This window comes from Streptomyces sp. NPDC058464, assembly GCF_042721035.1.
GTDB lineage: Bacteria > Actinomycetota > Actinomycetes > Streptomycetales > Streptomycetaceae > Streptomyces.
This window is the reverse complement of record NZ_JBHXMA010000001.1, coordinates 337,845-363,177: the sequence shown is the minus strand read 5'-3', so window position 1 is coordinate 363,177 and position 25,333 is coordinate 337,845. Positions and strand designations below refer to the sequence as shown.

Annotated in this window: 36 protein-coding genes; 31 read left to right on the top strand and 5 right to left on the bottom strand. The window is 68.2% G+C overall.

Features of this window, described 5'->3' with window-relative positions:
• Positions 1–47: 47 nt before the first annotated feature.
• The 6 genes from ACFWPQ_RS01840 to ACFWPQ_RS01815 all read left to right on the top strand — a co-directional run bounded on the left by ACFWPQ_RS01840 (position 48) and on the right by ACFWPQ_RS01815 (position 4,615).
• On the top strand, positions 48–2,303 hold the full coding sequence (locus ACFWPQ_RS01840) for a hypothetical protein (protein ID WP_384028890.1): 2,256 nt from the start codon (positions 48–50) through the stop codon (positions 2,301–2,303).
• 224 nt (positions 2,304–2,527) lie between these two features.
• Positions 2,528–2,959: a hypothetical protein gene (locus ACFWPQ_RS01835; protein WP_384028888.1), complete on the top strand. Its 432-nt coding sequence runs from the start codon at positions 2,528–2,530 to the stop codon at positions 2,957–2,959.
• Between the two features lie 26 nt (positions 2,960–2,985).
• Entirely contained in the window at positions 2,986–3,177 is a 192-nt protein-coding gene (locus ACFWPQ_RS01830) for a hypothetical protein (protein ID WP_384028885.1), read from the top strand.
• An 86-nt stretch (positions 3,178–3,263) separates the two neighbouring features.
• Entirely contained in the window at positions 3,264–3,782 is a 519-nt protein-coding gene (locus ACFWPQ_RS01825; protein WP_384028883.1) for a hypothetical protein, read from the top strand.
• 10 nt (positions 3,783–3,792) lie between these two features.
• Positions 3,793–3,999, top strand: coding sequence for a hypothetical protein (locus ACFWPQ_RS01820; RefSeq protein WP_384028881.1), 207 nt, complete (start codon positions 3,793–3,795; stop codon positions 3,997–3,999).
• Between the two features lie 346 nt (positions 4,000–4,345).
• Positions 4,346–4,615 carry a hypothetical protein gene (locus ACFWPQ_RS01815; protein ID WP_384028879.1) on the top strand — a complete coding sequence of 90 codons (270 nt, stop codon included), beginning with the start codon at positions 4,346–4,348 and terminating at the stop codon, positions 4,613–4,615.
• A 58-nt stretch (positions 4,616–4,673) separates the two neighbouring features.
• Here ACFWPQ_RS01815 and ACFWPQ_RS01810 read toward each other — a convergent pair whose 3' ends face one another.
• The 4 genes from ACFWPQ_RS01810 to ACFWPQ_RS01795 form a co-directional block, all read right to left on the bottom strand.
• The gene (locus tag ACFWPQ_RS01810) at positions 4,674–4,862 is read right to left on the bottom strand and encodes a hypothetical protein (RefSeq protein ID WP_384028877.1); all 189 of its coding nucleotides are present in this window, start codon (positions 4,860–4,862) and stop codon (positions 4,674–4,676) included.
• Between the two features lie 75 nt (positions 4,863–4,937).
• Positions 4,938–5,315, bottom strand: a complete 378-nt coding sequence (locus ACFWPQ_RS01805; protein WP_384028875.1) for a hypothetical protein — start codon at positions 5,313–5,315, stop codon at positions 4,938–4,940.
• Positions 5,312–5,659, bottom strand: a complete 348-nt coding sequence (locus ACFWPQ_RS01800; RefSeq protein WP_384028873.1) for a hypothetical protein — start codon at positions 5,657–5,659, stop codon at positions 5,312–5,314. Before ACFWPQ_RS01800 ends, ACFWPQ_RS01805 begins: the two co-directional genes overlap by 4 nt.
• Complete coding sequence (locus ACFWPQ_RS01795; protein ID WP_384028871.1) at positions 5,656–5,961, bottom strand: hypothetical protein; 306 nt, start codon at positions 5,959–5,961, stop codon at positions 5,656–5,658. The genes ACFWPQ_RS01800 and ACFWPQ_RS01795 overlap by 4 nt, the downstream gene beginning before the upstream one ends.
• Positions 5,962–6,093: 132 nt before the next feature.
• Between ACFWPQ_RS01795 and ACFWPQ_RS01790 the strand changes: the two genes are divergently transcribed.
• From ACFWPQ_RS01790 to ACFWPQ_RS01755, 8 genes are all read left to right on the top strand, one after another.
• Positions 6,094–6,672 carry a hypothetical protein gene (locus ACFWPQ_RS01790; RefSeq protein WP_384028869.1) on the top strand — a complete coding sequence of 193 codons (579 nt, stop codon included), beginning with the start codon at positions 6,094–6,096 and terminating at the stop codon, positions 6,670–6,672.
• A gap of 65 nt (positions 6,673–6,737) precedes the next feature.
• Positions 6,738–7,079, top strand: coding sequence for a hypothetical protein (locus tag ACFWPQ_RS01785; RefSeq protein ID WP_384028867.1), 342 nt, complete (start codon positions 6,738–6,740; stop codon positions 7,077–7,079).
• A gap of 9 nt (positions 7,080–7,088) precedes the next feature.
• Positions 7,089–7,292 carry a hypothetical protein gene (locus ACFWPQ_RS01780; protein WP_384028865.1) on the top strand — a complete coding sequence of 68 codons (204 nt, stop codon included), beginning with the start codon at positions 7,089–7,091 and terminating at the stop codon, positions 7,290–7,292.
• Positions 7,293–7,334: 42 nt separating this feature from the next.
• Positions 7,335–7,925: a DUF262 domain-containing protein gene (locus ACFWPQ_RS01775; RefSeq protein ID WP_384028863.1), complete on the top strand. Its 591-nt coding sequence runs from the start codon at positions 7,335–7,337 to the stop codon at positions 7,923–7,925.
• Positions 7,926–7,951: 26 nt separating this feature from the next.
• Positions 7,952–8,176 (top strand): hypothetical protein, encoded by a 225-nt coding sequence (locus ACFWPQ_RS01770; RefSeq protein ID WP_384028861.1) that lies wholly within the window; start codon positions 7,952–7,954, stop codon positions 8,174–8,176.
• A 2-nt stretch (positions 8,177–8,178) separates the two neighbouring features.
• Positions 8,179–8,358 carry a hypothetical protein gene (locus ACFWPQ_RS01765; RefSeq protein WP_384028859.1) on the top strand — a complete coding sequence of 60 codons (180 nt, stop codon included), beginning with the start codon at positions 8,179–8,181 and terminating at the stop codon, positions 8,356–8,358.
• 37 nt (positions 8,359–8,395) lie between these two features.
• Complete coding sequence (locus ACFWPQ_RS01760; RefSeq protein ID WP_384028857.1) at positions 8,396–8,572, top strand: hypothetical protein; 177 nt, start codon at positions 8,396–8,398, stop codon at positions 8,570–8,572.
• A gap of 143 nt (positions 8,573–8,715) precedes the next feature.
• The gene (locus ACFWPQ_RS01755; protein WP_384028855.1) at positions 8,716–9,351 is read left to right on the top strand and encodes a hypothetical protein; all 636 of its coding nucleotides are present in this window, start codon (positions 8,716–8,718) and stop codon (positions 9,349–9,351) included.
• Positions 9,352–9,608: 257 nt separating this feature from the next.
• On the opposite strand, the gene ACFWPQ_RS01750 is transcribed toward ACFWPQ_RS01755, so the two are convergent.
• On the bottom strand, positions 9,609–9,806 hold the full coding sequence (locus ACFWPQ_RS01750) for a hypothetical protein (RefSeq protein WP_384028853.1): 198 nt from the start codon (positions 9,804–9,806) through the stop codon (positions 9,609–9,611).
• A gap of 82 nt (positions 9,807–9,888) precedes the next feature.
• Between ACFWPQ_RS01750 and ACFWPQ_RS01745 the strand changes: the two genes are divergently transcribed.
• The 17 genes from ACFWPQ_RS01745 (at position 9,889) to ACFWPQ_RS01665 (ending at position 25,328) form a co-directional block, all read left to right on the top strand.
• The gene (locus ACFWPQ_RS01745) at positions 9,889–10,437 is read left to right on the top strand and encodes a helix-turn-helix domain-containing protein (protein ID WP_384028851.1); all 549 of its coding nucleotides are present in this window, start codon (positions 9,889–9,891) and stop codon (positions 10,435–10,437) included.
• A complete protein-coding gene (locus ACFWPQ_RS01740) occupies positions 10,434–10,673 on the top strand; it encodes a hypothetical protein (protein ID WP_384028849.1) in 240 nt (79 codons plus the stop codon). The genes ACFWPQ_RS01745 and ACFWPQ_RS01740 overlap by 4 nt, the downstream gene beginning before the upstream one ends.
• A gap of 1 nt (position 10,674) precedes the next feature.
• Positions 10,675–12,282, top strand: a complete 1,608-nt coding sequence (locus tag ACFWPQ_RS01735) for a hypothetical protein (protein ID WP_384028847.1) — start codon at positions 10,675–10,677, stop codon at positions 12,280–12,282.
• Positions 12,283–12,382: 100 nt separating this feature from the next.
• Positions 12,383–13,921 (top strand): phage portal protein, encoded by a 1,539-nt coding sequence (locus tag ACFWPQ_RS01730; protein ID WP_384028845.1) that lies wholly within the window; start codon positions 12,383–12,385, stop codon positions 13,919–13,921.
• Positions 13,921–14,937 (top strand): hypothetical protein, encoded by a 1,017-nt coding sequence (locus tag ACFWPQ_RS01725; protein ID WP_384028843.1) that lies wholly within the window; start codon positions 13,921–13,923, stop codon positions 14,935–14,937. Before ACFWPQ_RS01730 ends, ACFWPQ_RS01725 begins: the two co-directional genes overlap by 1 nt.
• Positions 14,934–15,716, top strand: a complete 783-nt coding sequence (locus tag ACFWPQ_RS01720) for a phage scaffolding protein (RefSeq protein WP_384028841.1) — start codon at positions 14,934–14,936, stop codon at positions 15,714–15,716. The genes ACFWPQ_RS01725 and ACFWPQ_RS01720 overlap by 4 nt, the downstream gene beginning before the upstream one ends.
• A gap of 134 nt (positions 15,717–15,850) precedes the next feature.
• Positions 15,851–16,759, top strand: coding sequence for a phage major capsid protein (locus ACFWPQ_RS01715; protein WP_384028839.1), 909 nt, complete (start codon positions 15,851–15,853; stop codon positions 16,757–16,759).
• A gap of 60 nt (positions 16,760–16,819) precedes the next feature.
• Positions 16,820–17,188, top strand: a complete 369-nt coding sequence (locus ACFWPQ_RS01710; RefSeq protein WP_384028837.1) for a hypothetical protein — start codon at positions 16,820–16,822, stop codon at positions 17,186–17,188.
• A gap of 2 nt (positions 17,189–17,190) precedes the next feature.
• Positions 17,191–17,637, top strand: coding sequence for a hypothetical protein (locus ACFWPQ_RS01705; protein ID WP_384028835.1), 447 nt, complete (start codon positions 17,191–17,193; stop codon positions 17,635–17,637).
• A complete protein-coding gene (locus tag ACFWPQ_RS01700) occupies positions 17,634–17,966 on the top strand; it encodes a hypothetical protein (protein WP_384028833.1) in 333 nt (110 codons plus the stop codon). The genes ACFWPQ_RS01705 and ACFWPQ_RS01700 overlap by 4 nt, the downstream gene beginning before the upstream one ends.
• A gap of 79 nt (positions 17,967–18,045) precedes the next feature.
• On the top strand, positions 18,046–18,420 hold the full coding sequence (locus tag ACFWPQ_RS01695; protein WP_384028831.1) for a hypothetical protein: 375 nt from the start codon (positions 18,046–18,048) through the stop codon (positions 18,418–18,420).
• Positions 18,417–18,881 (top strand): hypothetical protein, encoded by a 465-nt coding sequence (locus ACFWPQ_RS01690; protein ID WP_384028829.1) that lies wholly within the window; start codon positions 18,417–18,419, stop codon positions 18,879–18,881. Before ACFWPQ_RS01695 ends, ACFWPQ_RS01690 begins: the two co-directional genes overlap by 4 nt.
• The gene (locus ACFWPQ_RS01685) at positions 18,860–19,102 is read left to right on the top strand and encodes a hypothetical protein (RefSeq protein ID WP_384028827.1); all 243 of its coding nucleotides are present in this window, start codon (positions 18,860–18,862) and stop codon (positions 19,100–19,102) included. Before ACFWPQ_RS01690 ends, ACFWPQ_RS01685 begins: the two co-directional genes overlap by 22 nt.
• Positions 19,099–19,275 (top strand): hypothetical protein, encoded by a 177-nt coding sequence (locus ACFWPQ_RS01680; RefSeq protein ID WP_384028825.1) that lies wholly within the window; start codon positions 19,099–19,101, stop codon positions 19,273–19,275. The genes ACFWPQ_RS01685 and ACFWPQ_RS01680 overlap by 4 nt, the downstream gene beginning before the upstream one ends.
• 47 nt (positions 19,276–19,322) lie before the next feature.
• Complete coding sequence (locus ACFWPQ_RS01675) at positions 19,323–19,892, top strand: hypothetical protein (protein WP_384028823.1); 570 nt, start codon at positions 19,323–19,325, stop codon at positions 19,890–19,892.
• 43 nt (positions 19,893–19,935) lie between these two features.
• Positions 19,936–20,340, top strand: coding sequence for a hypothetical protein (locus ACFWPQ_RS01670; protein WP_384028821.1), 405 nt, complete (start codon positions 19,936–19,938; stop codon positions 20,338–20,340).
• Positions 20,341–20,684: 344 nt separating this feature from the next.
• Positions 20,685–25,328 (top strand): hypothetical protein, encoded by a 4,644-nt coding sequence (locus ACFWPQ_RS01665; protein ID WP_384028819.1) that lies wholly within the window; start codon positions 20,685–20,687, stop codon positions 25,326–25,328.
• The last annotated feature ends 5 nt before the right edge of the window (positions 25,329–25,333 follow it).

Here is a 25,333-nt window from a genome sequence, read left to right as displayed (position 1 = left end):
CGGCGCCCACTCCGGGCACCGCCCCAACCCCAGGAAGGAATTGGCTCGTGGCCACCGAAGCCCAGCCCATCGAAATCCCGCCCATGCCCACCGAGCCGCCCACCACGCCCGAGCCCACCCGCAGCGACCGCACCAAGGCCGCCTTCAAGGAGCAGCGTGGCCACGCCGGAGCCCGCATCAAGGACTGGCTGGCCGGCGGCGACCTCGACCACATCGACCTCATCCAGGCAGCAACCGCGCGCAAGCAGAACCGCCACGACCAGCGGATCGCTCACCAGAACGCCACCCTCGCCGCAGCGGCCGGGCGCCTGGCCCACGTCAAGATGCAGTCCGACATGGGCGTTCCCGTCTCCGCCAGCGTGCTGTCCAGCGTCACAGCCCGGGTCGCAGCCGAGGAGTCGAAGCTGGCACAGCTGCAGGCCCAGCCCGTCATGCCGCCCACCGACCGGGAGATCGCCAACGTCGGTCACGGCAAGCGGGCCGGGCGTGCGTTGGCGCTGTTCGGCGGCGGGATCGCCTCCTTGCCCGTCGTCGGCACCAGCATCGAGATGGCCGCCCACGGTCAGCCGATGCTGCTTGCCGGCCTCGGCGGCGCCTTCGCCTATGGCTGGTACGTGGTGTCCCGCCCGTTCACCGCGCGCACGGTCGAGGGAGTTGAGGTCCCTTTCGTGACGACCCCGACCGGCAGCCTCCCGCCGACGTTCCAGGCGGACCCGGCCGGGGGAATGGTCCTGCCCGGAATGAGCGGCGTCGTCATGTCCGTCGAGCAGTTGCCCGACGGCGTCAAGCCGTACCCCATCCGTAACGCCCGCACCCCGCAGCAGCTCGCCGAATGCGTGCTGCTGGCCGCCCGCGCTGAGAACGTGCCGATCGTCGAGGTGTCCGAGGTGGTCCGGCAGCCGTGGGGCTGGCAGTGCATCGTCCGCGTCTCCGAAGGCACCCCCGAGGCGATCATCACGAAGACGGGTGATCTGGAAACCCGGTTCGACCTGGCCACCAACGGTGTCCGCCCGCAGCCCCTCCGGGCGCGCCGGGCATGCGCGGTCCTGCGCCTTGTCGACGGCAACCCGTTCGCGACCGCCCCTGGCATGCCGTACCGCGCACCGAAGTCCATGTCGATCACCGACCGGTTCCGTATCGGCACCAGCGTCGGCGGCGACCCGCTCGAAATCTCCCTGGCCGGCGTCATGGGCCTGTGGGTGGCAGCCTCCGGCGGCGGCAAGACCGGCATCCTGCAAGCGCTCGCCGAAGGCACGACAGCCTGCTACGACAACATCACCATCGACTGCGACCCGCACGGCGACGGCCTCGAAGACCTCGGCGATGCTGTCCGGATCACGGCCCGCTCCAACGAGCAGATCGAATCTGTCCTGCTGTTCTTCCTGGTCATGTCCAAGGCGCGCGCCCGGCTGCGGGCCAAGCTCGGCATGGGCAAGAAGTGGAAGGCCAGCGCCGAACACCCCGCCGTGACGATCTTCATCGACGAGTTCCCGAAGCTGTCCGACCTCGGCAAGCTCCTCGCGTTCGACCTGCTCCTCGTCGGCCGCAAGGAACTCATCCAGGTCGAGTACGCCTCCCAGGGCGGCACCAGCCGGTACCTCGGCGAGAACATCGCCCAGATGATGGCCCTCAAGGCCGTCGGCCCCTGCAAGGTCGGCGACACCCGCGCCGTCTTCGGCGACGACTCCGTCCGCGAGGGCTACCTGCCGCACAAGCTGTCCCCGGCCACCGACACCGACCCGAAGGACGCCGGCCACATCTTCATCCAGGGCGTACCCGGTATGGCCGACGAGCCGATCGAGTACGCCGTCCACGAGACACAGCCCGACGTACTGCGGAAGCTCGCCGCCGAACGCCTGGAGGCCGGCCTGCTCGACCCCGACCAGGACAGCCTCGACGGCATGCAGGGCGTCGACCTGCCCGAATACGTGGAACCCGAGTACGACAAGGACGGCAACATCAAGAAGGCCGCCCCGGTCCGCCTCCTCACCTGGGAGCAGCTCCTCAGGCTGTGCGGCGCCGAGCCGCCGGCCGGGGCAGAGTTGACGGACGGTCCGGCCCGCGCCGCGGTGGAGGACTCGGTCGCAGTCATGGAGAAGGCGGCCGTCGACCGAATGAAGACCGAGGTGCTACTCGCCGCCGTGCAGGAGTACGAGCCCGACACCTACGGCGGGATGGATGTCGAGCAGTTCAAGGCGCTGATGGCCAAGGCGGGCGCCGGAGGTCCGATCACGCTCGGCCCGATCGGCGAGGAGAAGAATCCGCGCGGCTTCAAGCGTGATCGGCTCCGCCACCTGCTGTGACTGGTATGTGAACTATGTACCCCTGATCAGGGCCCGCTCAGCCCTGCTCAGACCGAGAACCCGCAGGTCACAGCCGCTCAGGCTGCCGCTCAGGGCCTGCTCAACATCTGCTCTGAGCAGACCCTGAGCAGGTCACCGAGCGGCTCTGACCTGCACGTTCCCTGCCTGAGCAGCCTTGAGCAGCAAGAGCAAACTACAACAAACCACACCTAAGGAGATCGCCCATGCCCGGCAGGATCTGGAAGCCGACCCGGCGCGACATCAACGATCTGAAGAGGCACATCCGCAAGGGAACCGTCGTCTACACCGTCCGCGAGAACCACAACAAGTTCAGCGGCGGATCGACCATCCCGTGGATCGACAAGCACGCCTACGCCGCCCACGAGTTCACCTGGCGCAGTCCCATCACCGGCAGCTGGATGACCGGCCACATGTCCGTCGACGCCCTGTTCGCCATGTCCGTGGACGGCCTCGTCTACGAGCAGCCGCCGGCCGGGATGCGGGAGATCGGCGACCCCGGCCCGCAGGTCTCTGGCCCGCTCGGCGACGGCTACGAGGGCATCCTCGACGAAGCCGAGATCGGCGGCCTGTGGAAGCAGGTGCGCGACGGCTCCAACCCCCGCACCCGACGTGCACCCGGCAACTGGCGCGTCTGACCACCCGACCCGATCAAGGAGCATTCATGGCCGACATCCGATACACCCACCAGTCCGTCCGCGACTACGTGGCCGCGAAGAGGCGCGGCGACCGCGTCACCACCGACCGGATCGTCCGCGAGGTGACCGCCCGCTTCGACACCCGCACCACCGACGGCAGCGAAGCGGCCGAGCTCCTCGAAGCCACCATGACCGTCCGCTTCGGCGAAGGCCTGTAACTCCGCCGGGGCGCCCCTCCCAGCCTGGCAGCAGTCAGGGGCGCCCCGTCTCCCGCCCAATCACCAGACCAGACAAGGAGATCACCATGGTCGCAGCAACCGCGACCGCACGTGAAGGCCGCACCATCGCCGCGGCGCCCGTCCTCGACTTCGACACCCGCCTCGCCCTCGCCGGCGCGGCCATCGACCACCGGCTCACGCGCGCCGGCCTCGCCGTCGCCGTCAACACCGCCCACATCGACATCGAACCCGCGCCCGTCATCGACGCCCCGCCGGTCACCCTCCGGCCGACCATGCCGTGCCCGTACAGCACACCCGTCGCCACCCACCTGTGGAAGGCCCGGCAGCTCCTCGAAGAGCGCGGCTGGTGCAAGGGCGCGGCGAGCAACGAGCAAGGGGCGATCTGCCCCTGGGGAGCCATCCAGTACGCCGACCGAGGCAGCAGCCACATCCACGACGCCCTCGACGTCCTCCTCGACGCCATCCGCCGCGACTTCCAGGACGCCCAATCCATCCCCCACTGGAACGACCGGCACGGCAATCCCTACCTCGCCTACCGCTTCCTCGACCAAGCCGCCGAACTCGCCCACGGGCGCAACCGGTGAGGAGCCAACCGTGAGCCTCCGACGCGAAACCCAACACGACGACAACCGCCGCACCGGCGCCCTCCTGGACGCCGTGGACCGGGCATTCGACAACGACGCTGGCGCCGCCGCACTGGAGGACGAGCGCTCCTTCGAATCGGTGCTGCTCTTCGGTATCGCCGGGGATCCCGCGCAGCCCTACCCGCCTGGCGGCCACACCTATCCGAAACGCGGCTGACCACCATGCCTGTCTGTAAGCACGTGAATGGGCACCACGGTACGGACGCGTTTTGGTACCACCGTCGAACCGGTGGCCGACCGTTCACCCCGGCCCCTGACGGCCTCTTCTCGCTGGCTGCGCCTGTGCGCTGGCCCTCCACCGGCCCGACGGTCGAACGACTGTCGGAGCCAAAAGAACCTGGTGCGCTGGTACCCGAACTCGTGCTTACAGACAACCATGCCCGAAAACGAGTGCCTCAACTGCGGTGCCCCCGGCGGCCACCCGTACTGCAGTGAAGCCTGCCGGATCGCCGACAACCCCGACGACTACCCCGACTACGAAGACGAGTGAAGGAGACCCAACGATGGCCACCCGCCAGGTGATCTGTTTCATCGCCGTATGCGACCTGTGCGGCAACACCGAAAACAGTCAGGACTACACACCCCACGGGCCCACTGAGCAAGCCGTCATCGACATCGTCACCGAAAAATGGGGCGACCCCACATGCGGCTGGACGCAAACCCCCGACGGCCGGCTCGCGTGCAACGTCACCGAGGATGCGGCGCACCAGACCGCGCACGAAGAAGCTGGGAAGACGATCAGTGCGTGCGCCATGACCGTCACGTTCAGCTGACCGCGTGCCACACTGAAACCGAGCCCTCGCTGCTGCATCCCCCGTCGGTAGCGAGGGCTCACTGCTGCCCGGGCTCGCTGTCGCCGGCGGCGGGGCGGAGTACGGCGCGTGCGACCCAGCCGCGTCCGGTGCCGTCGCTGGGGAGGCTGGCCTGTCGGGCGCCGAGGAGCATGCAGAGGCGGTCCACGTACTGCTGGCAGACGGCCCGGGTCTTGCCGCGGACCATGAACACGATCTCGTCGTCCATACCGGCAGTGTGCCGCGGCCGGCGTGCGGGCGCGGGCGGTTCACGGGAAAGGCCCCGCGCCAGGCGGGGCCTTCGTCAGCCAGCGGATTCCGCGTCCCATACTTCGAGGGTCGCCTCGATCCGCCGGAGGGTTTCCGCGTGGTTCAGGACGACGGTCCCGTTCTTCCGGGTGACGTCATGCGGTGCGGAGGTGCCGCTGTCGAGGCCTGCGGCGAGAAGGCCGATCGCGTCCTCGACGCTCTCGCAGGGTGCTTCATGGAGCTGGTGGTACTGGTAGTAGCGTGCCACGAAGTTGTTGCTCACCGGGTCGGCTTGGCTTGCGGCCTGAAACAGCTTGTGTGCCAGCACTCGGGCGCCGTTGGCGTCAAGGCGCAGGTCGTCAGGCAGTAGGTCGGTGGGCAGGCGTACTTCTCCGGCTGCTCCGGTGACAGTGATTTGCTTGTGCTCGCTCATTGGTTTTCCTCGTCTGGGCGCACCGAGCCCGCGCCGTCCGCGAGCAGTGCCGCCAGCGCCTCGGCGGACGGCATCATGCTCTTGGCCATCGCCTTCCGTTGCCGGTCCATCTGCGCGTGCACGTCGACGCGGCCCTCAGGCTCACCCCAGACGATCCGGTTCACCACCCGCCGCCGGACCGCGTCGGGCACATCCTCGTCGGCCATGGCGCGGTCCGCAGCGGCCAGCGTGCGCCGCATGAATTGTGCCTGGTAGTGCTGCACCGGGTCATGGAGCAGCGCCTCCCGCATCCCGGGCTGCTGGTCGAGGTAGCGGCCGAGGGTGTCGTCGGTGTGCTGGCTCATCCGGTGGTCTCCTCGCTGCTCGCCGGGCGCTCGCTGAGTGCGGCCTTGCGTGCACGGGCCAGCTGGGCGCGGCTCTCGTATCGGGAGTCGACGGGGATGTCGTGGGCGTCGCGGATGCGGCGGAACGTCTCCGGTGAATCGCCCGTCAGCTCGCTGAGCTGGGCTGGTGTGGCGCCCTTGCGGAGGCCGTCGAGCCCGATGGTGCGCACGGCGGGCTTCAGTTCCTTCTCGGTCTCCTTGGCTTTCTTGTAGCGGGCGAGGGTGCGGGCTTCGTCCTCGGTGGGGGTCCAGTCGCTGCTCATGGCTGCATTGTGGCACGCGCTTGAGTCCTCGCGATAGTCCAACCATCAGTCCTCGTGCGAGGACTCTTGACAGTGCTCATATGAGGACTGCATGATGGAGTTATCGCCAAGGAATCAGCAGGGGAGACCGATATGCCGCGCACCGCCATCTGGCCGAGCCGCGAAGAGTGGGCCGCCAAGGCCGAACACGCCACCCGCACCCAGTGCTACACCTGGCAGCGCGTCTCCACCGAGCCCAGCGACTGGCTCACCCCGGCCGAACTCGACGAGGCCCGTACCCTCGCGGTCGCCATCGTCAAGGCCACTCGCGCCGCCCTCACCCGCGCCGGTCGAGGCAACGAGCGCCCCGACCTGAACGCCCACGGTCGGGAAGCCGCCCAGGACTGGAACGACGTGAACACGCTGGTCTTCTGCTGGGGCCAGATCGCACGCATCGCCCGCTCCGTCGAGGCCGCCCCGGAGAAGGTCGAGCGCCTGACGGTTCTGTCGACGCAGATGGTCGCCGGTCGTGACAAGGCGGCGCAGGAGGCGGAGGAGAAGGCGGTTGCCGACGCGATCGCCACCCGCAACAGCGATGCCGGATGGGCCAAGGAACTGGAGCGCCGAGCCCGCTTCGAACGCGGCCCGCAGATCACGACCATCACGGTCTACGAGGACGGGTCTTCCACAGTCAGCGAGCCGCAGCCCTACATCGAGCCGCGCCGCCGCTGACTCGTCCCGCCCGGTCTTTCGGGGCCGGGCCGCTCAACCACCACACACCGCACCAAGGGGGACCCGTGAACGACCGCACCCGCACCGCCCGCCAGACCCTCCGCCAGCGCACCAGGTCGACCCGCGCCGCCGCGAAGATCCGCCGCGAAGGCGTCGCCACCCTCGCAACCCACGCCATCGCCGCCGGCCTCGGCGTCAAGGAGGCGCGGTCGGTCGCCGGATCCCTCCGGAAGAACGCCGACAAGGCCGGTGTGACCGGGCAGGTTGGGATCAGCTACGCCAAGAACATCGAGGCCCACATCTGCACGCGGTACTCGCGCGCCGAGGTCGCCCGCATCGCCGTCATCTACCGACCCCGCAAGCCCGCCTACAAGACCGTCGCCGCCAAGCTGGCACTGGCCGCCTAGGAGCCCCAGATGTCCACCTGGAACCGCCAGTACACCCTCCGCTGGACCACGGCCGCCGGCGACCAGCAGATCACCGGCAGCTCGCGTGCCATCCACAAGGCCGCACCCCGCATCAACCAGGCCGGCGACCAGGAGACCGCGTGGGACATCGCCGTCTACGACGGGGACACCGACGTCACCGGCCGGTTCTTCAACCACCTCGACCCGGCGTAGACCGCCGTACCCTCAACCCACCGCCACCGAAAGGACCCCGCCGTGACTCGCCAGACGGGACTGCCGCTCGAACACCTCAGCCTCAACGTTGCCGACCGCCAGGCCCGTGAGATCGCCCGCTCGTTCACTGAGTTCGGCCTCGACCTCAACCCGCCCTACCAGCGCGGCCGGGTCTGGACCGAGGACCAGAAGATCGCCCTCATCCGGTCGTGGCTCACCGGCACCCCCACCGGCGTAGTCATCTTCAACGACCGCGCCACCGTCGAGTGGAAGGCCGCGAACGGCCACGACCCGACCGAGCACGACGAGCCGATCTACGCCTGCATCGACGGCCAGCAGCGCATCAGCACCGCCCGCGAGTGGTTCGCCGGTGAACTGGCCGTGCCCGCCTCCTGGTTCCCGGGGGAGGACGTGACGGCGCCCGAGGACACCGACGACGGCCCCTACGTCCGCTGGAGCGGTCTCGCCCTTCCCCGGCAGCGACACTTCGCGAACCGGGCCCACCTCACCGTAGCCACGGCTCGCGTCGCCACCGTCCAGGAAGAGGCCGCGATTTACCTCCTCGTCAATGGCGGCGGCACCCCGCAGACCGACGCCGACATGGCCCGCGCTGCTCGCATCGCCACCGCCTGACCGCCCGACCCGACAGGACGAACCCCATGGGCGACGTAACGCAGGCGCATCGCGCCGTACAGGAAGAGCTGATCCGTCTCGCCGCACCACTTGCCGACGAGGTCCGTGACAAGCTGGACGCCGCTGTGGCCCGAGGAGACGCCGAAGCCGTCCGCCGCGAGGGACATGACTGGTCGGGGTGGATCGGGCGCAGCATCCTCCATCTCGCCGACGAAGTCGAAGCCGCCAGCAGCAATGCCGAGGAGGACTGACCGTGAGCGCGTACCCCGAGCGTGTCCGTCTCCCGCGCGGACGCCACACCCACGCCGTCGGCTACACGCCCGGCAGCGCCGACCGCGTCACCGCCTGCGACCTGAACGCCGAGCACGGCGAATTCCTGGACGACGACACCCCCATCACCTGCCCCGCATGCGCGCGGGCCACCGGGAAGTGAGGACCTTATGCCCCCGAAGCCCCGTAAGCCGTGGCGTGTGATCCTCACGCAGAACGGCGTCCAACTTGCCGAGATCGACCACACCAGCGAGAACAAGGCCTACCAGCACGTCCGCACAGCCCTCCAAGCCGGAGCCGACACCGCCCGCGTCATGCAGTGGGAGGGCGGCCGCTGGTGGCACTTCGAAACCGTCCACGCCGAGGACATCGCCTGACCCGTGCACCGTCGAAGCCCCCGCACTGTCGGGGGCTTTCGCACGTCCACATCCGCAACGGTCACAGCACCGTCACAAGCCGCGCACACGGTCACAGTCGCCCGTAGTCTCCCCGCAGCACACGAACCACCCAAGGGGGACCAATGAGCCGCAGAACAGCCGCATACGCCACCATCGCCGTCATCGCACTCGGCGCCGCTACCGCCTGCCAGCCGACCGACACCAGCAGCAGCGGGAGCACGCCCACGGCGGCGGCCAGCAGCAGCACCGGGAAGAGCGACAGCAAGCCGAAGGCCGAGACCGCCACCGTCCCCAACTTCGCCGGCATGGGCCTCCAATCCGCCCAAGACACCGCCCAAGCCGCCGGGTTCTACAACCTCGACTCCCACGACGCCCTCGGCCGCGACCGCAACCAGATCCTCGACCGCGACTGGAAAGTCTGCTCCCAGAACGTCAAGGCCGGCAGCAAGCATCCGACGGACACGAAGCTCGACTTCGGTGCGGTCAAGCTCACCGAGACCTGCCCCACCAAGGACCAGGCCGCCCCCACCACGGCCGGCGGGAAGATGCCGAACTTCAAGGGCGACAGCGTCAAGGCCGCTCGTGCCGCGCTCGACAGCGGTACGTCGATCACTGTCAACGACGCCAGCGGCGACAGTCGGCTCATCCTCGTCGAATCCAACTGGCAGGTGTGCAGCCAGCAGCCGGCCGCCGGGGCGAAGCTCGCTGGGCAGCCGATCACCCTGAACGCGGTGAAGTTCGACGAGTCCTGCCCGTGACACGCGGAGGGCCCGGAGCCGCCGTCCAGCCCCGGGCCCTCGCCCTCACCGTCACCCCTCAGTGACGCTTACGCCCCCGCGCCTGCCTGGTCTTCGCAGCCTTGCGGGCCATGACACTGCGCTGGACGTGCGTGCGACCCGCGTTACTGATCCGGGCAGCCTTCGACTTCGAGGCGCCCTGTCGTCGCAGAGCCTTGTACACGCGCTGACGCGTCTTGTAGACGAAGCCATAGCGGCCACCGCGGTCCGAGACCACCTCAACGCCCCTTGCGCCGGCGGCCAGCCGCGGCGAGCGCGGCCATCTTCTTCGCCCCGAACTTCTTCCGGCCCGCCACTGCCGCGACTGCGTTCGGGTTCCGGGCGCCACCCTTCGCCGCCGACGCTGCGACCGCGGCGAACCGCTTCCCGGTCCCCAGCTTCGGAAGCTTCTTCTTGCTGCCCCGCTTGCCTGCCATTACCCCGCCTCACGCTTGAAACGAAGGTGAGATGCGATCCTGTCCTACGATTCAAAGGTACAGGCAGGATGAGGAGCCCACCATGGCCAACCCAGACCCCAGCATCCGCACCGGCGCCGGCCGCTTCGCCCGCAGCGTCAACACCGCCATGCGCGACGCCGAAGCCGCCCGACTCCGCGCCCAAGGCTGGACCTACCGGCAGATCGCCGACGAGTTCGGCATGTCCCACCACACCAGCGCCATCAACGCAGTCCGCCGAGCCATCCAAGCCGCCTGCGTCGGACCGGCCAAGGAACTCATCGAACTCGAAGTCACCCGCCTGGAGATGATCTCAGACGAGGTGTTGGACATCCTCCAACGCCAGCACCCACTCGTCTCCCACGGCAGGGTCATCCTCGGCGAAGACGGGCAGCCCCTCCTCGACGACGACATCAAACTCCGGGCTGTCGACCGCTACATCAGGGCCCGCGAATCCTTCCGCCGGCTCCTCGGCCTCGACCAGCCCGTCAAGGTCGACGCCACCCTCACCGAGGTATCCCAGCAGGACCTGGAGCTTCAGGAGATGCTCCGTGATGCCAAGGCCAAGATGCAGCTGGAGGAACAGCAGATCGTCGACGGCGGCAACGAGTGACCCGCACCGCCTACTACATCGAGTCTCTGGCCCCGTCCTGGCTCCAGCACGACGGCGGCTACCGGGCCGCCCTCACCCAGCACCTCCGCGACCGGCTCACCCTCCAGGGCTACGAGATCGTCGCCCCGATCCGGATCCGCCAAGACCACGGTGACGTTCCTCCACCAGTTGGGATGGTGATGCTCCACGTTGAGACCGAAGTCGAGGAGTTCGACATCGAGATCCACGAGGACTGACGTGGCAACCCCAACCCGCACCGGCTACCTCGAAGGCCTCGACGCCGAGACCTTCAACCTCGACGCCTACCTCGCCCGGTTCGACGCACGCCTCCTAGCCGACCCTGAAGGGCGGCGCACCCTCACACGTCTTGATCCCCTACTCTTCGCGCTGATTTTCTTGCGACACCACCTCAAGGACGCGGACGGACACATCACCTTCGGTGATGCCCACCTCGACTGGTGCCGCGCCGGCCGCCGCTGGGTACGGCCGCCCACCGAACCCGCGGCAGAACGGGACGCCTGGATCGCGCCCCGCAACACGGGGAAGACCACGTGGTGGTTCCTGATCCTGCCGATGTGGGCGGCCGCTCACGGGCACGTGAAGTTCGCCGCAGCGTTCGCCTCTGCCGCCACCCAGGCTGAGCGCCACCTGTCAACGTTCAAGCGTGAACTGGACGGCAACGCGTTGCTGCGCCGCGACTTCCCCGACCTGTGCGCGTCGGCGAAACGGCCTTCAGGCGCGAACGTCGCCGACACGCAGAGCATGTACATCGCCAAGTCTGGGTTCATCTTCGCTGCTCATGGCATCGATTCGAGTGCCCTCGGCATGAAGGTCGAGGAGAAGCGCCCCGACCTGCTCCTGTGCGACGACGTCGAGCCCGACGAGAGCAGCTACTCCGCGGCGCTCGCAGCGAAGCGACTCACGACGCTGCTGGACGCGATCCTGCCGCTGAACATCTACGCCCGGGTCGCGATCTGCGGGACCGTCACCATGCCGGGAAGCATCATCCACCAGCTCGTGAAGGCCGCGACGGGCGTCAACGTGGAGCAGTGGATCCGCGACGAGGGGATCCGTGCGCACCACAGCCTGCCGATCGTGGAACGCCCGGATGGTACCGAGCGGTCGATGTGGCCGGCGAAGTGGCCCATCGGATATCTGCTGGAGATCCGGCACACCCGCAGCTATGCGAAGAACATGGCGAACGATCCGCTCGCCGCGGACGGGGCGCTGTGGACGCCGGACGACTTCCGCTACCCCGAGCCTCCAGCTGACCCGCTGGAGCACGTTGAGGATGCGCTGAACGCGGCCGACCGGCGCGACTCGGTGACCGGCGCCGATCCGGTCACCCACATGATGCTGTCCATCGACCCGGCGACCACGGCGAAGAAGGCGTCCGACTTCACCGGGCTGGCGGTCGTGTCGTGGTCGGCGCAGCACCGGCGGTGCACCGTGCATGCCGCGATGGCGCTGAAGGTTCGGCCCGGCCCTGAACTCCGCGATCGAGTGCTGGCGTTGCTCGACGAGTTCCCGCGGATCGGGCTGATCCTGATCGAGGTGAACCAGGGCGGGGACGCCTGGCAGGCGATCCTCCACGGGATGCCGGTGAAGGTGAAGACGGTCCACCAGAACGAGCCGAAGTTCTCCCGCGCCGAGGGGCTGCTGGGCTTGTACCAGCGGGGCCGAGTGCTGCACGCGCGCCGGCTGCCAGAGCTGGAGCAGCAGATGTGCACGTTCCCGAAGGGCCCCAACGACGACATGGTCGATGCCGTCGGGTCGGCTGCGAGGCGATTCATCCCGCCGATCCGGAAGGAAGCGCCGTCGACATCGAAGGCTTCGTACACCTAGGGGGCCTTCGCTTCGTAGGTCTGGCCATATATGGCGGCGGATAGTCGCAGCCCACCGCGTCGTCTATCCTTCGATTCAAAGGTTAAGGGTGGAGGTTGCATTGGATGACGAGGCGATCGACCCCCATGCCGACCTCATGTACGGGCTCGAAGAACTCAAGGAGTCCCGGCCCGGCTACGACCAGGCCCAGATGTACTACGACGGCAAGGTCCCCGAGGTCTTCACCTCCACCCGGATCCGCCGCGCCCTCGCCATCCACAACATCGACTTCGACCTCAACTTCGCCCGCACCCCCGTCAATGCCGTCACCAACAGGCTGAAAGTCGCCTCGATCACCAGCCCCGACGAGGCGACCACCACCCTGATCTCGAAGGTCTGGCAGGACAACCAGCTCAACATCGAACTCCCCGACCTGTTCCGGCGGGCCGGCGAGTACGGCGACGCCTACCTCATGGTGCTACCCGTCGAAGATGAGACCGGCAAGGTCCTGCGGGTCGAGATGTTCTACAACTCCCCGCAGACTGTCCGTGTCATCTACGACGAGGAGAACCCACGCCGCAAGGCGTACACGATCAAGAAATGGTGCGAGGGCAAGTACCAGCGCGTCGAGCTGTACTACGACGACCGCACCGAACGCTGGACCACCGGCATCGACTCCCGCGGCGACCAGCCGAAGAACTGGCTGCACTGGCCTGCCGACCCGGAGAACGAAGAGTCGTGGCTGATCGCCAACGACACCGGCCAGCAGCCCGTCTTCCACTTCAGGAACGACCGCCCCTACGGCTGCCCTGAGCACTACGGCGCCTACGGCCCACAGAACGCGATCAACAAGCTTCAGCAGGTCGGCATGGGCACCGTCGACTACCAAGGCTTCCCTGCCCGGTACGCCCTCACCGAATCGGCCAACACGGACACCAGCGACCTGGAGCCCGGCGACTTCGACGACGGGGACTGGCCGTTCCCCGAGCAGGGCCTCGGGCCGTCCGACAGCGGCGACGAGTCCAGCCTCAAGTCCGGGCCCGGCGAGATCATGCTGCTCCGCGGGTTCAAGTCCGTCGGCCAGTTCGCCGCCGCCGAACCGCACGTGTTCCTGGACCCAATCCAGTTCAACGTCCGCGCGATGGCACAGATCACCGACACGCCGGTGCGGATGTTCGACCCCCAGTCCAGCCAGCGGTCCGGCGAGTCCTACCGCGAGGAAGACGGCCCGTTCATCAGCAAAGTCGAGAACCGGCAGACCAGCTACGGAGCCAGCCTCCACGAAGCATTCGTCTACGCCCTGCGCCTCCTCGGTATCGAGGACGCCGTCGTCACCGTCGACTGGGTGCCCGCCAAGAGCGTGACCGACGCACAGGGCTGGCAGACCGTCCAAGCGAAGATCGCCGCCGGCGTGCCGCGGAAACAGGCGTTGATGGAGGCTGGCTACCGGGCCGAGCAGGTCGACTCCTGGTTCCCGCCCGGGCTTGACGACGCGGAACTGCAACGGCGGGTAGAGATCCTCGCCTCCCTCGCGACGTCCGCGCAGCAACTCGGCGCCGCAGCCGCACTCAACGTCATCAGCGACGACCAAGCCCGCCAGTTGATGGCCGGGGCCATCGACGACCTCGAACTCCTCGCCCAGGCGCAGGAGGACAGCTGATGCCGTACTCCAGCGACGACCTCATGCGCCTCGTCCAGGACGACCACACCAGCGAAGTCATCGACCTGGAGAAACAGGCAGCGGGCCGAGCCATCGGCAGCAGCGACCGAGCGTTCGAGGATTTGATCCGCAGCACCCTCGCCGCGTGGACGCGCACCTTCGGTGGCCCCAACCGACCTTCCCTGCCAGGCGACCTCCTGAGGCGGATCCTCGCTGCGGCGCAGACGGCGGTACGCCGCATCCTCGACGGAGTCGCAGACCGGGCACCTGGTGCGCTCGCCGACCAGCTGGGCCCGGCGCTGACCATGGGGGTGGTGCAGGGGACTGCGTTTGTGCGGGCTGCGTCCGGCCGCCGCCGACGCGAGCCACGAACGTCGGCAGTCAGCCGGGTGCTGCGGGATGAGGCACACCGGATCCGGAACATGGTGGTCGAACGCCGCGACCGCGCCCTGTTCCTGCTGCACCCGGACCGAGTGTCCCGCTGGTCGCACGTCATGGCCGGGCTCGGCGCTGCCCGCTCCGCCCTTCCGGCGGTCCGGGCGCACGTGGCCTGGGTCATCAACACCGCGATCCACGAGGGCCTGGACGCCGTGGTACGTGCGACCGCCCCGCTGCGCGTGTGGGTGGCGGAGGCCGACGCCTGCGTGCGCTGCCTCGCCTACACCGGCCACGTGGTGAAGTCGGACGAGCCGTTCCCGGGCGGCCTGTCCTGGGACCCTCGCCAACGGCGTACCCGCGCGGCCGCCATCGACGGCCCGCCTCTGCACGCACACTGCCGCTGCCGCGTTCTTCCGTGGCGCGACACCTGGCGCCCAGACGGCATCCCGTTCCCGGAGGCACTACGCCGCGAGGCTGAACGCTCCATCGGCTATGGCCGCGCCCGCCCCTCCGAGTCCCGAACCGTCCGATTGCGCGCAGCGCGTGAACTGCTGCGCGCCGTCGACGACCTGCTGCCCGCGGTCGAGACCACAGCCCGTACCGCCATCCGCAACGGCCGATTCCCGGCCGCCGCATGAACCCGGTCGCCCGCCGATGGGCCACCGCCAACCCCGTGATGGGAGAACACCAGATGGGCATCCACACCACCACCCGACACCCGGCCACGATCAGCGTGCCGCCCGGAACGATCCTCGGCTACCGCACCGACGGCCGACCGATCCACATCATCGCCGGCGGTGCCGAAGACGACGACCCGGACATCGTCATCGACGACGACCCGGAACCCGAACCGGCCGACGACCCCGAACCGGAGCCCGACGACGACCCGGAACCGGATCCCGCGCCGAAGCCCAAGCCGCCGGCGAAGAAGGATGACCCGGAGCTGTGGAAGCCGCCGACCGAATCGGAGTGGCGGCGCACGACGGCCGCGCTGAAGAAGTCCAACGAGGACGGCAAGAGGCACCGTCTCCGTAACAAGGAGCTGGAGGACGCCGCCCGCGCCAACGAGACGGACCACGAGAAGGCCTTGCGTGAGGCGCGCGAGGAGGGCGAGAAGCGGTTCCGGGAGCCGATGAAGAAGTCCGGCGTCCGTGCGGCCCTCGCGGAAGCCGGGTTCACGGCACCGGACCGGCTGATGAAGCTCATCGACTGGGACGCCATCACCGTCGACGAAGACGGCGACCTCATCGGCGCCGAGGCCGAAGTGGACCGGGTGAAGGCCGAGTACCCGGAGCTGCTGCCGCAGGAGAAGCCGAAGCCGAAGCCGCGCCCGACCGGCGCCCCGAAGCCAGCCGCGACGGACAAGCCGAAGAACAGCTGGGAGATCCACGCTGCCCGGGTCCTCGGCAACAGTTGACAACTGAAGGTATATTCATCACCAGGTGAATTGCTTCGGTGATCGGAGCCGGCCACCGACTCGCTTGTAGGCGCCCGTGATGGGGCCCGAGCCGACAGACGCTTTCCCCATCACGCGCCCGCAGGAGGGCACCCGTGGCACGCAACACCTATGAGGCGTGGATCCCGGAGGAGTACGGCTCCGAGGTCATCACCCGCATCACCCAGACTTCCGTGGTCGAGGCCATCGCCTCCCGCATCCCCATGGCATCCGACACCCGGCACGTCGCCCGCAGTGCGGGCATGGGCGTCGACGTCGTCGACAAGGGCGGCGCCTACGGCGAGGACGTCTCCCTCAACGACGAAGTCGTCCTCTACGCCAAGAAGTTCGGCAAGGCCATCCGCGTCGCCGAAGAGGACATCAACGACAGCCTGCCCAACATCATCGCCACCAAGATGAAGGACTGGGCCACCAGCTACGCCAAGGTCCTCGACAACAGCTGCCTCGCCGTCACCGCCGCACCCGGCACCGGCATCCCCTTCACGTCGCTGTACTACCTGCTCCACACCACCGACGCGACGATCAGCTACACCGGCGACAGCAACATCACCACCGCCGCGACCGCCGGCGCCCCGACCTACAACGAGTTCTCGACGACCATCGGTCTCGTCGAGGTCGGCGACTACTACGACCCGGCGACGATGGTCGCGGTCGCGCACCCGGCGTTCCGGAAGAGTCTCCGCGGTGTCCTGGACACCCAGAACCGGCCGATCTTCATCGAGGGCCTCAACGGCACCCCCGACACCATCTTCGGCGTCGAGATCCGCTGGTCCCTCGGCGCGAAGCTGTCCGCGACCGCCACCGCGTCGCCGACCGGCCGCCCGATCATGGCGTTCGTCTCCACCGAACTCATGCAGCTCGGTGTCCGCTCGGGCCCCGAGAGCGTGTTCATCGACGGACGCGACGGACTCAGCGCCCTCACGGACGAGTCGATCCTGAAGATGCGCTCCCGCCGCGGCTGGGCCTACGGCCACCCCGCCGGCGCCAGCATCCTTGTCGGCTAACCACCCCGCTCCCGCACCGCCCTCGGCTCTGGGCGGTGCGGGGTAGCAGGGAGGTGAGCCATGGCAGCAGCGAGGAAGACCGCGGTGAGTCAGTTCCCGGCGAAGGCCGGTAACCCGGAGGCCGAGGTCGCGCAGCGGTCGACGGACGGCTCGGACAACCTGACCTTCGTCAAGGAGTTCGTCGTCACCACCGCGAACTGGCCGGACGGCGATGACGCGGCGCACGACGCGAACAAGGAAGCGGTGCTGAACGAGGCGATCCAGCGCGGCCTCCACCCGCGCGGCGACGTCTCCTTCGACGGCACCACCGCCCACGCCGACGGCGTGTCCACCGTGCTCACCTACTCGGTCGAGACGATCCCCGCATCAGTCGACCGCAGCCCGCAGGACACGATCACGCCCCGCGACCTGGCCGAGGGCGAGGACTAGTCATGGTCGACGCCTGGGCAACGCTGCAGCAGGTCACCGACATCACCGGCGTGTCCGTGACCGGCCAGCAGCTTGCCCAGGCGCAGGCCGCGATCGAGGTCTTCAGCAACCGCATCTACCCCGACCAGGACCGGATGCGAACCAGGGACCTCTACTGGCTGGGCCGGGCCGTCGCCTACCAGGCAGCGTGGCTGGCGGGCCAGTTCGGGCTGGAGACGCGGCTGGATGCCACGCAGATCCAGCAAGACCAGGTCTCCACCACGCTGCAGGGCGACGGCCTGGTCCTCGCACCCATGGCCGCCCGCGCACTCAAGCGGGTGTCGTGGATGCGATCTCGGACCGTGCATATCAGGTCCGCGGTCGAGGGCGCTGGCCCGATGGTCGGTGACGCGCTCTCTGACGGATCGGACGAGCGCATGGTGTGGACGCCCTACGGCGGTGATGCGTGATGCAGGCCATCGCAACCACCAAGGTCACCATCCTGCGCGGCACCACAACGGATGCCTACGACGACGAGCAGGACACCGACACCCCGATCGCTACCGGGATCCCAGCGTCACTGACCGAGCAGACGCGACGGGTGTCCGGCCGAGAGAACCCCACCCCGCGGATCGTCCGCTACGCCGTCGCCCGCGTGCCGGCGCAGACGGACATCAGCGAGAACGACCGGCTGCTCGATGAGCGGACGGGCGTGAAGTACATCGTCGACGCCGTCTCGGGGATGGCAAATCCGGCGATCGAGGTGGACCGCAGGGTCGATCTCCGACGCACGACCTGACCAACAAGCGAACAGGGCCACACAGCCTGGGGGAACCGGGCGGCCCACCTGTACGACCGGCTTCGGGAAGGAGGCGGCCATGGCAGCACGATCCGGTGTGCGGATCGATCCGTCCGCGCGCGAGCACGTTGATGCGGCCATCAACGAGTGGCTGGAGAACACGATCGGCGACGCCATCCTCGGCGACGCCCGGAACTACGTGCCCAAGCGCTCGGGCCGACTCCTCGAATCTCTGCGCCGCGAGGTCCACGACAAGGTCTTGCGTGTCGGCAGCCTCGACTGCAACTACGCCACCGACGTCGAGATGGGCACGAGCCCGCACGTCATCCTGCCCCGGAACAAGAAGGCCCTGTACTGGCCCGACGCGGACCACCCGGTCGCGCGCGTCAACCATCCCGGCACCCGGCCTCAGCCTTTCCTCCGCACCGCCTTGTACCAGCGGAGGACGGCATGACGACGCCTGTGCTGCGCGCGACGCCGGAGCTGGTGGCCATCGCCTGGCTGAAGACGGTGCTCGGGAACATCGTGGCCGCCACCCTCCCCAAGCCCCTCGCCAACGGCACGCTGTCGTGGGAGACCACCGGCTTCGTCACCCTTGTCAGCGCTGGTGGCACCCCCAACCAGTACGTGCCGCTCCGGGATCCGGTGATGGGCGTGGACTGCTGGGCGGCGAACTCGCAGTCGCAGAAGCCGCCGTGGAACAAGGCCGCCTGCTTGGCGGAGGCGGTTCAGGCGGCCTGCTACGACCACGCAGGCATCCCCAAGACCGTGTCTCTGCCGTCCGGGTATCCGGCCGCGCGCGTCCTGTCGGCGTACACGACGGGCGAGCACCGCAGGATCAACGACGACGCCTCCTCCTACGCCCGCTACAGCATCCCCGGCCTGGTCATTGCATGGACGGAGGCGCCGTCGTGATGTGGGCGATCCAGGAGGACCGGCTGAACGGGCAGCTCCTGTCGTGGAACGGCAAGGTCCTCGTCCACAACGACCGGGGCGAGCTGGAGTTCCTCCTCACTGGCGACATCCGGATCATCCCGTGCCCGCCAAGCCTCCGCCCCGAGGACTGCCTCGAACTCCGCTTCCACCCCCACTACGCCCACCACCAGTTTCCGCTCGTGAGGAGCGCCTACCGATGACCCACACCGTCCGCACCACCATGCGCCCCGACCAGGAGATCGAAGTCGGGGACGCCGACTACCTCGACCTCCACCGGCAGGGCCTCCTCATCGAGGAGAACCCGGCCCCCGAACCCCCGGCTGCCCCTGCGCAGCCGGAGAAGAAGACCCCCTCGACGGCGAAGACCAGCTAGCTCCGCCACCACCATCTGCGGCCTGACCTGGCCGCCGTCTGAAGGATGTGAGTCCCATCGCGGTCACGACCACCAACTTGATTCAAGGCCCGGCAACTCTCTACCAGGGCCTATACGGGGCGACAGAGCCGGCCGACTCCGCGGTCAACACGACCCCGGCTGCGTCCGCGTGGACGGACCTGGGCGGCACACAGGACGGCGTCAAGCTCAGCGTCGACCAGACGTACTCGGAGCTGGAGGTCGACCAGATCACCGTCCGGGTCGGCTCCCGCCTCACCAAGGTCGACTTCACCATCGAGACGTCGCTGGCCGAGGCCACGCTGACGAACCTGTCGATGAGCCTCAACGGCGGCACCTCGGCGTCGGGGACGGGCTGGGCGTCCTACGACCCGAACGTCACCAGCTCGGCAACGCAGCCGTCGTACTTCGCCGTGATCATGGACGGGTACGCGCCCAACCAGTTCCGCCGCCGGATCATCGGCCGTCGCATGCTCAACGTCGACAGCAGCGAACTCGCCTACACCAAAGACAAGCAGACCCTCATCCCCATCAAGCTGGCCGGCCACTACGTCAGCTCGGTGATCAACCCGTTCCACATCGTTGACCAAACGTCGTAGCTGGTCAGCGACCTGACCCCACTCGCTTCGAGGAGCACCACCCATGGCATCCACCACCTCCCGCCCCACCCGTCAGAGCGCCGCAGCTCGCACCCGGAAGCGGGCTGCGGCCAAGCCCCCAGTCGAGGACGAGGAGTTCGAGCTGGTCGAACTCTCCAGCGAAGTCCCGGACGAGGAACGCGTTCCCCTGTTCTCGATCGACGGCCGCGTCTACACCGTCCCCAAGTTCGTACCCCAGGGCCTGTCGCTGGAGTTCGTGCGCCTCAACCGCCAGTACGGCGAGAACGTCGCCGCCGTGCGCCTGCTGGAGCGGATGCTCGGCCCGGAGGCATACGAGGCCTTGGAGCAGTGCCCGACCCTCGACAACGAGCAGATGCAGAAGATCCTCGACATGTCCCAGAAGCTCGCGTTCGGCAAGGCCGAGGTCAAGGAGGGAAAAGCCCCCTGACGTGGACAGCCGACTTCGCCGCACGACTGGCGCAGATCGACTGGACACTCGACCACCAAGCAGACATCGACGCCGACTTCCTCGCCATCTACGGCATCGACCTCTATGAGCAAGAGGTCCCCGGCCCCCGCTACTTCGCCCTCGTCTACCGGCTCCCCGCCTACCAAGGCGTCCTAGCCGCCCGGCAAGAAGAAGCGCGAGCCGACCGCCAACAGGACAGCAGCACCCAAACCCGCACCAGCAGCACCCCCGCACCCCAGCGGGAGGACGTGACAGAGGTGAGCCTGACCCAGTTCCGGGCGCAGTTCCCCGGCCTAGTCAGCATGGCGCAGGGAGGGTAGGACGTGGCCGGAGCCTTTCGCATCGCCGAGGGTTATGTCGAAGTAACCGCTGATGAGAGCGGCTACGACCGTGCCATCGACCGCCTCAAGTCGAAGCGGACCCAGGTCAAGATCGGTATCCAGCTCGACGACCGCGACGCCCTCGCTCGCCTCGACCGGCTCGCCCGCACGCGCATCATCACCGCGAAGATCCGCATCGACGACACCGCCCTCGCGCGGCTGCGGCTCAAAGACCTGACGGTCAACGTCAACCCGAAGATCACGGACGCCGCCTTGCGCCGCGTCCAGGCCCAGCTCGACCGGCTCACCAAAGACCGCGTCGTCAACATCCGAGCCAACGTAGACACCCGCGTCGCCGCGAACGAGATCGCCAACCTCACCCAACGCCGCACCGTCCGCATCGGTATCGACGTCGACACCCGCGTTGCCGCAGACAGCATCGCCAACCTCACCCGCCGACGGCAGATGACCGTCCAGGCCCGTGCCGACACCGCTGACGCCGACGCCCGCATCCGCTACCTCACCCGCGACCGGCGTGTCGATGTGCGCCTCGACGTCAACCGCTCGTCTCTGTCCGTATTGTCCAGCCTCGGGGGCGGCGGTGGAGGCGGAGGGCTGGGGATCCTGTCGTCGTCGATCGCCCGGATCGCAGCCCTCGCCGTCGGTGCACTGCCCACGGTCGCGTCCCTGACGCAGTCGATTGCCGCGATGGGTCCCGCGGCCGCGCTCGCGGCGCCGGCGGTGCTGTCGCTGGGTGCCGCGTTCGCCGCCATCAAGCTTGGCACCAGCGGGATCGGGGATGCGTTCAAGGCGGCGTTCACTCCGGCGGTGAAGTCGGCGAGTCAGGCCGAGTCGGCGACCCGGCGGGTGGAGTCGGCGCAGCGGTCGTTGGCGAAAGCGCAGCAGTCGGTGAAGGACGCCGAGGTGAACGCGGCCGAGGCCCGCGTGAAGGCCGCGAGGGACATTCAGGACGCGCAGCAGAGCCTGAAGAACACCGTCCAGGACGTCGCCGACTCGGAGCGGCGAGCCCTGGAGCAGGTGGAGTCCGCGGAACGGGACCTCGCGGACGCGCAACGAGCGGCGAAGAAGGCCCAGGAGGACCTCAACGAGGCCCGGAAGGAAGCCAAGGAAGATCTCGAAGACCTCAACAACCGGCTCACGGACGCCCAACTCGACCAGCGGCAGAAGGTCCTCGACCTCCAGGACGCCCAGCAGCAACTCGACGCGGTCAAAGCCAAGGGCGGCAAGGCTGGCGAGGAAGAGTTCGACAAGGCGCAGCTCCAGTACGACCAGGCCCAGCAGGCACTGAAGGAGCAGCAGACCGAGACCCAGCGCCTGCAGCAGCAGACCGACGAGGCCAACAAGGCGGGCGTCGAAGGCAGCGAGAAGGTCAAGAACGCCAAGCAGGACGTCGCCGATGCCAACCAGCAGCTCATCGACAAGACACAGTCCCTGAAGGACGCCGAACTCGACCAGACCCGAACTGCCGAGGACGGGGCGCAGCGGATCGCGAAAGCCCAGCGGGACGTAGCGGACGCTCAGGCGGCCGCGGCGAAGGCGGCGACCGACGGGGCGCGGCAGATAGCCGACGCGCAGGAGAGCGCCCGCGAAGCCGCCGAGGCCTTGGCTGAGGCACAGAACACGGGTGCTGCTGCGACGACGGCGACGGCCACCGCGATGGCCAAGCTCGCGCCGGCCGCGCAGGCGTTCGTGAGCGCGGTGCTGGCGCAGCGCGAGGCGTGGCGATCACTCAAGCTGGACGTACAGAACACCCTCTTCCAGGGGTTGGGGCAGAAGTTCACGACCCTGTCGACGTCGATCCTGCCGTCCCTGCGCGCCGGCCTCACCGGCACGGCGACGATCCTGAACACGACCGCGAAGAACGCCGCGAACGCGGTCATCCAGTTGGCCAAGACGGGCCAGCTGCGGTCGCTGTTCGACGGCCTCAACAACGGCATGCGCCCACTCACTCGGATCCCCGGGCAGATCATCACCGGGCTCACCCAGATCAGCATCGCCGCGAGCCCGGCGTTCGCCCGCCTCACGACCGCGGCGGCCGGCGCCGCGGACCAGATCGCGAAGAAGCTCGGTACCGCGTTCAAGTCCGGCGCCCTCCAGGACGCCATCGAGGGCGCTGTCGACATCGCCAAGCAGTTCGGGCATCTCCTCGGCGACGCCTTCGCTACGTTGAACAACATCTTCAAGGCTGCTGCGGCTGGCGGCGGGGACGCCCTGGGAATGCTCGGCAGCGTGTTCGCGGAGTTGCGGCGGATCACGTCGCAGCCGGAGGTCCAGCAGGCGCTCACCAGCATCTTCACCGCGGTCAACGCGATCGCCAAGCTGCTGGCCGGCACGCTGGGGGCGGCGGTCGAGGCGGTGCTGCCGGTGCTGGCGGCGTTGGCTCCGGTGGTGACGCAGTTGGCGGAGCAGTTCGGTCCGGTGCTGGCGCAGTTGGCGGGGGCGTTGGGCTCGGCGTTGATGCCGATCGTCACGGCCCTGTTGCCGATCATCACGGACGTGGGGACGATCATCGTCTCGCTGGTGAAGTCGGTGCTGCCGCTGCTGCAGCCGTTGGGTGTGCTGATCGGTGCGATCGTTACCGCGATTGGTCCGATGATCAGTGCGTTGGGTGCGCAGTTGACGCCGTTGATCGGCGCCCTGGTGCAAGGTCTGCTGCCGGTGGTCATGGCGCTGGTGCCTGTGGTGCAGGTCTTCGGTGAGCTGCTGGGGCAGTTGGCGCCGCTGTTCCCGAAGCTGTTGACGTCGTTGCTGCCGCTGATCCCGCCGATCGCTCAGCTGACGGTGTCGCTGCTGAACTTGGCGATGCAGGTCATCGTGCCGTTGATGCCGTTGATCGTCGGGCTGGCGACGATGCTGACCGGAGTGCTGGCGGGCGCGGTGAACACCCTGGTTCCAGCGATCAACTTGGCGATCACGTGGTTGACGAATCTGTCGGATGCGGCCGCGCAGATCGTGAAGTGGGTGGTGGACGCCTTCACGTGGCTGTACGACACGCTGGTCGGCCACTCGATCATCCCTGATCTGGTGAACGCGATCATCGGCTGGTTCGGGACGCTGTGGACGAAGACGAAGCAGCTGTTCACGACGCTGAAGGACGGCGTCGTGAAGATCTGGAAGGACCTGTGGTCGACGGTCCGCGCGAACTGGAACTCCTTCTACGACGGGCTGAAGACGTCGGTCTCGAACGCGTGGTCGTGGGTGAAGAACGGCGTCTCCAGCCTGAAGACCAGCATCACGAACACGTGGTCGTCGATGTGGACCGGCGCCAAGGACAAGATGACGTCGGTCTTCTCCACCATCAACAGCAAGATCGGCGACTTCAAGAACGGGATGAAGTCCGCGTTCTCGTCGCTGCGGGACAGCCTCGGCACGATCTGGAACGGCATCAAGTCGAAGATCTCGTCGCCGGTGAAGTGGGTCGTCTCCAACGTCTACAACAACGGCATCCGGAAGATGTGGAACACCATCGCCGGAAAGATCAACTCGAAGTTGAGTCTGCCGTCGATCGCGCTCGGCTTCAACCGCGGCGGCGTCGTCCCCGGCACCGGCAACTCCGACACCGTCCCCGCCATGCTCACCCCCGGCGAACGCATCCTGTCCAAGCCCGAGGTCGCCCAACTCGGCGGACACCGGGGCATCGACGCCATCCTCCAGAAGGACCGTCCGACGAAGACCGGCGGTAACCCGAGCAGGCAGGAAGAGAAGCGCCGCTACCAGGGCGGCACCCAGCACTTCGGCTCCGGCGGCATCGTCGGATCCGCCGTCAACGCCGTCGGAGGAGCCATCAGTGGCGCCGTCGACTGGGCGAAAGACCTCGTCATCGGCGGCCTGAAGGCGGCCGCACAGAAGGCCATCAGTGCGATGATCCGCCCGCTCATCGGCCGCATCCCCGCAGGTGGCGTCGGCAGCCTCATGAAGGGCCTCTCCAACAAGGCCCTCGACGGGATGCTCAGTTTCCTCGGCAACGAGGACAAGAAGGCGGTCGGCGGCCCCGCCGTACAGCGGGCGCTCGCCTGGGTGAAGACGCAGAACGGGCTGCCGTACCAGTGGGCGGGCAATGGCAACCCCTCGTGGGACTGCAGCGGCCTGATGTCCGCGATCGAGTCGGTGATCCGTGGGGAGAAGCCGCACCGCCGATGGGCCACCGGCTCGTTCGTCGGGAACAACGGGCCATCCGGCTGGGTGCGGAACCTGAAGTCCCCATTCATGATCGGTGTCACAAACGCTGGGGTGGGTCACACTGCGGGAACGCTCGCCGGGATGAACGTCGAGTCCTCGGGCGGCCGCGGCGTCCACATGGGCAAGTCCGCCCGCGGCTACAACGACCCCCTGTTCACGTCCCAGTGGGGCTTCGCGCCGGCCGCGAAGTACGACTCGGGCGGTCTGCTCCAGCCGGGCGCAACCCTCGCGATCAACAAGACCGGGAAGCCGGAAGCCGTCCTTACGGCCGAGCAGCACGCGGCGCTGCAGAGCATGGCCAAGAGCGGCGGCAGCATCACGATCGAGAACATCACCGTGACCGGCGTCTTCGACTTCTCCAAGCCTGCGGCAGCGCAGCAGGCCGCCCGTCAGTTGCGTGTCGCGATGAAGGAAGAACTCCGCAAGTACGACAGGGAGCGCGCCTGATGACA